The sequence below is a fragment of the Streptomyces sp. NPDC037301 genome (assembly GCF_055602785.1).
The window spans coordinates 1-5,567 of record NZ_JBVJWD010000122.1; the positions used below are offsets into that span (position 1 = coordinate 1).

General features: G+C 66.8%; 6 protein-coding genes. 1 reads left to right on the plus strand and 5 read right to left on the minus strand.

Annotated features, from left to right (window positions below; genetic code table 11):
• Nucleotides 1–420: 420 nt before the first annotated feature.
• The 4 genes from ACZ7IB_RS48435 to ACZ7IB_RS48450 form a co-directional block, all read right to left on the minus strand.
• On the minus strand, nucleotides 421–1,074 hold the full coding sequence (locus ACZ7IB_RS48435) for a peptidoglycan recognition protein family protein (protein ID WP_470921708.1): 654 nt from the start codon (nucleotides 1,072–1,074) through the stop codon (nucleotides 421–423).
• A gap of 823 nt (nucleotides 1,075–1,897) precedes the next feature.
• A complete protein-coding gene (locus ACZ7IB_RS48440; RefSeq protein WP_470921717.1) occupies nucleotides 1,898–3,262 on the minus strand; it encodes an IS4 family transposase in 1,365 nt (454 codons plus the stop codon).
• Between the two features lie 466 nt (nucleotides 3,263–3,728).
• Nucleotides 3,729–3,935, minus strand: a complete 207-nt coding sequence (locus tag ACZ7IB_RS48445; RefSeq protein WP_470921709.1) for a DUF5988 family protein — start codon at nucleotides 3,933–3,935, stop codon at nucleotides 3,729–3,731.
• Nucleotides 3,936–4,190: 255 nt separating this feature from the next.
• Nucleotides 4,191–4,322, minus strand: a complete 132-nt coding sequence (locus tag ACZ7IB_RS48450) for a hypothetical protein (RefSeq protein ID WP_470921711.1) — start codon at nucleotides 4,320–4,322, stop codon at nucleotides 4,191–4,193.
• Between the two features lie 401 nt (nucleotides 4,323–4,723).
• Here ACZ7IB_RS48450 and ACZ7IB_RS48455 point away from each other — a divergent pair, with 401 nt between their 5' ends.
• Nucleotides 4,724–4,960, plus strand: coding sequence for a hypothetical protein (locus ACZ7IB_RS48455; RefSeq protein WP_470921713.1), 237 nt, complete (start codon nucleotides 4,724–4,726; stop codon nucleotides 4,958–4,960).
• A gap of 184 nt (nucleotides 4,961–5,144) precedes the next feature.
• On the opposite strand, the gene ACZ7IB_RS48460 is transcribed toward ACZ7IB_RS48455, so the two are convergent.
• A partial coding sequence (locus ACZ7IB_RS48460) for an IS701 family transposase (RefSeq protein ID WP_470921715.1) occupies nucleotides 5,145–5,567 on the minus strand: 423 nt, incomplete at its 5' end.

The window sequence follows — 5,567 nt, forward strand, 5'->3', positions numbered from 1 at the left end:
CAGACCAGCGGACACAACCTGCCCTCACCCGGCCACCCGCCCCCAAACCGATCAAAAGACCACTCTCAAACCACCTCGGTGGATCAAGGCTAAGGCGTCTCGGAGCTCATTGCCGCGCGTGCCGCCGGCCGGGAGCTCGTGGCCGGCTCAACCATTACGACGCGACTTGTCGGCGGGAGCGAAAGGCGCAGGCGAAGGCCGGAGCACGGGCCGCACGTCCGTGTGAGAGGCGGTCAATGGGATCCGCGAGATTGCCCGGATCTGTCCTCAGGGCTGCCCGTGAGATCTGCAAGCCGACGTGGAGTCCCGCGTCGGTTTCGGCATGAGGGCGGCCGCATAGCCGCCCTGGGCTCGTTCGCCCCGGCCGAGTCTGCGATGTCAGAGGGCTGCGCCCCAGATGCACCCGGTCCTGATGGGGCGTCAATGACTGGTTTGTTGGAGGCTCCGCAAGCCCGCGGGCAGGGCGACACCAGAGGGTGCTCGTGGGGACCTGCCCTGGAGGCCGGCAGCAATCTTTCGGATTGCGGGGAGCCGCGCGAACAGTGCATCTCCGGGGCAGTTGGTGGCATAGCCGTCGCGATGGCCGGAGATGGCGTCGAATTCGGCAGAAGTTCCCTCCGTGTAGCGGCTCTTGTCGTTCGTGGATGTGAGCCGCACCTTGCTGGTGGGTTCGATGCCGTTCAAGCCGAGCTTCCAGGCGGCGAGGGCTGCGATCGAGTGCTCCATGGATGCCGGTACGGGAGTGCCTCGTCCGAAGGTGCCGATCGCCGCAATCCCCGTGGTGCCCTGGTTGAACCCGAGGGTATGGGAGCCGACGACCGGGCGGTCGGTACCGCCGGCGCGGCCTTCGTATATGGTGCCGCATTTGTCGACGAGGAAGTTGTAGCCGAGGTCTCCCCATCTCCGGTCGCGGGTCTGGCCCGTGTACAGATTGCGCAGGGTACGCGGGACGTCGGCGCAGTCGTAGCCGTTGGGGGTGTCGGTGTGATGGATGAAGACCGCCGTCACCCCTTGCGCGTAGTGGGCATATGGGTCGCGCTTGGTCTCGTCGGCCCGCCACTGAGTACGCAACACGATGGCGGGCCGAGGCGCCGCACGGGGGAATGCCACTGACCTCGCTCCGAGGGCCGGGAACGGCAGCGCGGAATCGACAGCCGACTCCGGAGCTGTTCCGGCCCGCCATACGGCAAGGGGGCCTTCCGGTGTCGTATCGCCGACGGCACGGGCCGTCGTCAGTCCGGGCGGTGCCGCCATGAGAGGAACTGCCACAGGAGCCGTTACCCACAGTGCTATTCGGTACAGACGCACGGGAAAACCTTCTTTGTCTTTCGCCGAGGGGACGGCGGGAACGCGTATGCCCACAGCTTCGCGGTGGGAGGTTCGCTGCGCGCCCCGGGTTAGTGCAGACAGGCGAGCGTGTCGGCACTCCTGCCGACTGCCGCAGGGGTGTGTGGGTGAGCGCTTCCCCTATCAGCGTGAGGTGGGCGATGACGAGTCGGGGCACGCACAGGCACCCGCGCCAAGCGGGCCGACCGGGTACCTTCCCGGCACCTGACCGAACTCGCCCGTGGTTGCGGATTCGACGTCGACCGGCCGGTCCGGCGGGAAGCCGAAGCTCTCTGCCGCTGAGCTCCGGCACCTGGCGGATGTCCCCAGCCGCTGTAGCCCGTGACTGCTGGGTTGTCTGAAGGGGTGCGCCCGGGGTTGCACCTCAGGCACGATTGCAGGTGCAAAACTTACTTTTCGCGATCCTGGGCGTTTTTGCCTGGTCAGCCCATATGGGCAAGTCGCTTTCGCACGACGGCTGACGGCTGCCGGCAGCCCACACCCCAGCACCTCGCTGACCCGCAACCGTCGACCAGTCCCGTCGGCCGGCCTTTTGGGCAAGGCCGTGAAGTTACGGGCTGATCGGTGATTGCAAGATGCTGATGCTGAGGGTGGCTTTGTAGGTGCGTCGGTCGACTTTGAGGCTCTTGTACGCGTATCGGGACAGGGTTCGTTTCACTGCGCGGGGGCTGCGGCGGAGGCGGCGGGCGGACATGAGCTGGTCCAGGACAGCTCGGCCGATCGTTCCGACGAGGTCGATCTCGGTGTCGGCGATGACGCCCGCGGCCTGAATGATCTGATCGCGGGCGCATCGGAGCGCGACGCTGAAGCTGCCCCGGTCCGAGTCCGCTCCGGGTGTGGTCTCGGTGGCGTCGACGATCGCGATCCGCAGGTTCTGGTAGGCGCTCAGCAGTGCGTGGGCCTCCTGGGCGATGCCTGCCCACGTCTTGGAGCGCAGGACCCGTCGGCCCAGCATCGTCTTCTTGATCGCGAAGTAGGCGGACTCCACTTCCCATCGCTCGTGATACAGGCTGACCAGGTCGGATGCCGGGTACCGCTGGTGGTCAAGGAGGTTGGTGGCCAGTCGGCAGAGGCCGGTCTGGCGGCCCTGGCTGGTGGTGATGGTGATCTCGCACTCGATGATGCGGACTTCGACGCCGCCGAAGCGGGAGAGGTAGGAGCCGTCGTCGAAGCGGGCCAGGACCGGGGGTTTACGGGCGGCCGAGATGCGAGCCAGGAAGGCAGCCTCGGTGGCGGCGACGGCGGCCAGGAACGTATTGCTGGAGAAGCCCCGGTCCAGCAATACGATCATTCCTGCGAGAAGGGAACGCGTCAGTCGCTTGCCGTAGACGGTCTCGCCGCTGGACCGGGGGCCGAAGGCGGCGTCCAGGACCGCCCTGGTGCCGCAGGCCACCAGCGCGGTCAGGCAGATCTGCGGGTAGCCGGAGGCCGCGTACTGGTTGCTTCCCTTGCCCAGGCGGGCCCGGTGCAGCGGGCTGTCGGGGACGTCGAGGTAGGTGCCGTCGATCGCGACGGTCAGTAGATCCTTGTACCGGGCACCGACGGTACGGATCACTGTGGCCGGCCCGCGCAGCAGCTCGAACAGGGCCCGCATGGGGCGGACACCGAGACGGGTCCGCGCGTACCAGAGCGCCGTGCCGGTGACCTTCGCGACCGGTATCTTTTCCAGCGCGGCGGCGAGCTTGCGCCAGACGGCCAGGTAGCCGCAGTCCTCGAACAGGGCTGCGGCCAGCAGCAGGTAGACCACCACTCGGGCGGGGACCTTCCGCAGTCGTTGCTGGGCGGCACCGGTTTCGGTGAGGGCCGCATCGACCATCTCGAACGGGACGATCTGGGTGAGTTCCCCCAGATGTCCGGGGGCGAACAGGCCCTCGGCTACCGTGATTTCACGCGTGATGACATACTGATCGGACAGCGGAGCCTCCGGTGCTGTGAACGGCTGTCTTGGTCGACTGCCAGTTCTACCGGGGCTCCGCTTCTCACGTCAGGACTTGCCGCAGATCAGAGCGCGCTTGCCGACGCACCCAGAGCCGTAACTTCACGGCCTTGGCCTTTCGGCCCACGACCAGGGCTTCGAGTTCTACCCGGTCTCTACGGCATTTGAGGTGGCTGGTGACGGGGAGGCTCACCGCGCATGTCGACGCGGCTGTGGTGTGGCGCGCCGGCAGCGTACTGCTTCTGCGGCTCCGAATACGTGAGCTACGACATCGCCGGTGACAAGGCAAGCGCGCGCCCCGGCGTGTCGACTCGCCGACTGCGGGAGCCGGTCTGCCCGTGAAAGGCCGGGACCGGCGATGGCATCCCGGCTCGGCCAGGCAGCCTTCAGCGAGATCACTCATGCTGCGGCTGAACGGAACGCCAGGGCAGCTACCGGACAACCCTCACCCTGGCACTTCCGTGCGCTCCCACCATTCGTAGACAGGCAATTGGCCCTCGTCGGTTTCCTGGTGACGTGTCGTCGCCTTGAAGTGCTCGTATCCACCACGGAATGGGATCTTGAGGTCGACTCCAGGCGTAGTGATGGAAACGATTCGCTCAGGAAGATCGTCGGGGCCGCCCTCAAGGGCTGCCTTCATCGCGTTGGTCATGGCGAAAGTTTCCCCTGACGGTGGTCCGGCTTCTCCGTGACGCGCCGAAGTGCTCGCCGCCGTGTGTCCTGTCGGCATCCCAGCAGCACGCCCGTGATTTCCGGCAATCAGTCGATACAGGATCCCTGTTCAAGGCGGCATCGAGACCGACGGACCGAGCCCCGCGGAGCTCGCGAAGTTGCGTTACGCGCTCTGTGCCGGTGCTCTCCGGGACCGGATACCCCGCGCCCGGTTCGGCGCTCCCACGCCGCCCCGCTACCGGGCACGGGCGCGGCAGACGAACTCGATCCCGGGGTGCTTGGTCAGCCGGGCTTCGACGGTGGCCGCCTCGAGGTCGCGCAGCAGGCCGACTGGTCGACCGATCTTCACGCACGGTCCCGTGGACACGGCCCTTGCGTATTGCGTACTCGTCGATGCTCACAGGCCTGCGAGCCCGCGGCTGAATTTCTGACATCGCGTTGACCAGCTACAAACCGTGCTGCGGCCGACGGGGACGCCGAACATTCGCAGGGCGGGCGGGTGACGCCCCTGCGGATGGAAGTGCGCAAGCCGACCGATTCGATCCTCGACAACGTCCTGGCCGGCAAGCTTTGGCTGTCCGGGACAGGTGACAGGCGAACAGGCAGCGGGCCTTGACGCGCACTGTTGGGTCCGGTTGCGGACTGCTGTCGGCGGATCCGCCTTCCGACGGGCAGCTGGCTCGGCTGCCGGGGTGATGTCATGTGGAGTTGCGTTACCTATCCTGCCGCCGGGCATACTGCCGACCGTGGCGTGGAACGGATCTGCGCATGACCGAAAGTGCGAGCCCTCGTATCTCGATGCCTCGGATCACCGTGCTGAGAGTCCAGCCGGGTGATCCGCCCTTCCGCCTTGTGGAGATCGACGGGGAGGTCGTCAGCGCGGCAACATCGATGACGGACGTGCTCCACGCCGCCTGGGCCGCAGGCATCAGGGTCCACGACCTCGATGACCCGGGCGAGGTCCGGTGGGTGGGCGGAGGCAAGTTCAGCTGGAGGCTGCACTAGTACTGCAACCGCGCTTGGCGTGATGGTGTTTCGGTTCAGGGGCTGTGGCCTCGTCGTTTGTAGTGGCTGATGCGTGCTCGGTGTTGTGCTTGTCGTCGCCAGTGGGACCAGTGCAGGATCTGGGCGACCGGGGGAAGAAGACGTGCTGCGGGGTGGGCGGTCAGGCGGCGGGTCTCGGGCGGGCTCAGCGGGACGAGGTGCTGTTCACCGGGTTTTGATCCCCTTTTTTGAGCTCCTCCGCGCGGACCGTTGTCAGGTAGGCGTGGGCCGCCATGGCGAGGGTGATGTGCCGGTACCAGGCGTGGTATTTGCGGACCTGGTAGTGGTCGAGACCGCATTCGTTCTTCGCGGTCTGGAAGCATTCTTCGATCGTCCACCGGCGGCCGGCCACAGCCAGGAGGGTATTCAGGGTGGTGCCTTCGGGTGCGAAGCACACGTAGTAGGCGATCTCGGTGGGATCGGTGATGTTGCGGCGGGCGAGGACCCAGTGCTCGACACCCTCCTCGCGCCATGGACGGATCGGCGCCCGGGCCCAGTCGTAGACGCGCTCGCCGTGGGCGCCCCGTCCGCATGAACGGCGCTTCCACGCCTGCCGGGGCAGGCTGGC

What these genes read in the sequence shown, in the direction of transcription:
- ACZ7IB_RS48445 (WP_470921709.1), bottom strand. Translation starts at nt 3,935, where the DNA reads ATGACCAACGCGATGAAGGCAGCCCTTGAGGGCGGCCCCGACGATCTT.
- ACZ7IB_RS48455 (WP_470921713.1), top strand. Translation starts at nt 4,724, where the DNA reads ATGACCGAAAGTGCGAGCCCTCGTATCTCGATGCCTCGGATCACCGTG.